Origin of the sequence: Corynebacterium sp. HMSC072A02, from assembly GCF_001810085.1 — a bacterium.
GTDB lineage: Bacteria > Actinomycetota > Actinomycetes > Mycobacteriales > Mycobacteriaceae > Corynebacterium > Corynebacterium hesseae.
In genome coordinates, this window is sequence record NZ_KV799865.1 from 1 (window position 1) to 632 (window position 632).

Here is a 632-nt window from a genome sequence, read left to right on the forward strand (position 1 = left end):
TGACCCACCGGCCTAAAAGCCCGGCGGAAACACCAATCTCTTTAGCCACATGGGCAATCGGGCGCTCTGACTCGATTACCAGGTTCGCGGCCTCACGCCGGTACTCAGGCGTGTACTTCTTGCGCTGTTGACTCACAATGAACATCCTCTCTTACGGACACAAGATCCGTACAAATAGGGTGTCCACTAAACGAGGGTAACCTCACACTGCAACGGTTCCGTCTGGGTGTACACATACCTCTACGTCCCAATCTTTGCCAGGATACGTCGAACAAACCATGCTGTAAGCACGGGTTGCAACATGCTTAATCAACACCAATTACTCCTAACAATTCATCCGTAGGTGTCAAATCGTCCGTGCGCATCATCGGGGCCTGGCCCCCGGAAAGTAGACACGTCGGGGGTTAGCTATGCTGCTTGGGTCAGTGTAGCTGATGTGAGTGCTTCGAAGTCATCGGGGGCTAGAAGATTGCACCAGGAGTGTCGTCTGCGCGTGTTGTAGCGCATGCACCATCGAAAGACTTCTTGGCGACAGCTGATTGGACTGTCAAAGACTTTCTGATCACGTAGCACTTCACGCTTTAAGGTGGCGTTAAATGATTCTGCCAGGGCATTATCGGCACTCGTTCCCA

At 52.5% G+C, this 632-nt stretch carries 2 protein-coding genes; both read right to left on the reverse strand.

Annotation, left to right across the window (positions count from 1 at the left end):
- Positions 1-145, reverse strand: a 145-nt coding sequence (locus HMPREF2698_RS13750; RefSeq protein ID WP_141748945.1) for a transposase, incomplete at its 3' end; no start/stop codon positions are given.
- A gap of 263 nt (positions 146-408) precedes the next feature.
- Positions 409-632, reverse strand: a 224-nt coding sequence (locus HMPREF2698_RS13255) for an integrase core domain-containing protein (RefSeq protein ID WP_141748946.1), incomplete at its 5' end; no start/stop codon positions are given.